Below are 777 nucleotides of genomic sequence, written 5' to 3'. Positions count from 1 at the left end.
CGACTGGTTAAGGAAATTAAGAAAGCCGGTCCCGTTATACGGGGCAACGGTTGGAAATGGGAGGAGGAGAAATGAACATTACTCGAAAGTGCTATGTAGTCAGCGGAGACAAGGAAATCCCAGCCGAGTTTTATGGCGTGTTTCAGGTCGCAAAGGTTGTGGGTGAAAGTCCATTAATCGGTGGTCATTCTGCTGGTCAAGTCATGGAGCCTGTTGCGGTGGTCGAATACAACGGCCAACTGCATAAAGCTTATCTTGATCAGGTTCATTTTGAAGACGCGGAGGTTCGAGATGAGAGAGAATATTAGGTTCACCAAGCGCGGCGGCGTGAACGACAAGTGGTTGTCGAAACAAATCACGTTCAGCATTGATGGTGATGAAACCACCGTTGCCATTCGCCAAGATTACACTCATGGCAGATACAACGAGTCACGTTTCACGCTGGACTATTTTCAGGCGATGGATCTGGTCAAGGTGCTGATGGAGGTGGCCGAGCATGACGAAGACTGAAACGGTGAGCACGGTTCTAAGCGACATGGAGGCAGAGGGTCTGCGGCTGACGGGCAACATCAATCGGAATGTTGACCGCATTGTCGGGACAAATCTGCTGGCGTGGGAGCGCAGGTTGCAGCAGGCGTACTGCCACCTGGAGGAAGACTACGACATTCACACAGACCTAGATGGTGACCGCTACCAGATTATGACCGGCCGTGAGCTAATCGCTGGGCTGGCCGATGACGCGATGCAAGACGAACAGCTAGGCAATTCCTACTGTAA

Annotated in this window: 3 protein-coding genes; all 3 read left to right on the top strand. The window is 51.6% G+C overall.

All coding sequences use genetic code 11. The features are described from left to right. Positions 1-71 precede the first annotated feature (71 nt). Positions 72-308 (top strand): hypothetical protein, encoded by a 237-nt coding sequence (locus JUF11_RS13130; RefSeq protein ID WP_204119945.1) that lies wholly within the window; start codon positions 72-74, stop codon positions 306-308. Further along, on the top strand, positions 292-510 hold the full coding sequence (locus JUF11_RS13125; RefSeq protein WP_204119944.1) for a hypothetical protein: 219 nt from the start codon (positions 292-294) through the stop codon (positions 508-510). The genes JUF11_RS13130 and JUF11_RS13125 overlap by 17 nt, the downstream gene beginning before the upstream one ends. Further along, positions 497-777, top strand: a 281-nt coding sequence (locus tag JUF11_RS13120) for a hypothetical protein (protein ID WP_204119943.1), incomplete at its 3' end; no start/stop codon positions are given. The genes JUF11_RS13125 and JUF11_RS13120, both read left to right, overlap by 14 nt.

Origin of the sequence: Lacticaseibacillus suilingensis (assembly GCF_016861845.1) — a bacterium.
In the GTDB taxonomy this organism is placed as follows: domain Bacteria; phylum Bacillota; class Bacilli; order Lactobacillales; family Lactobacillaceae; genus Lacticaseibacillus; species Lacticaseibacillus suilingensis.
Note: the sequence above shows the minus strand (reverse complement) of the source record. Positions and strands in the feature narration are given on the sequence as shown.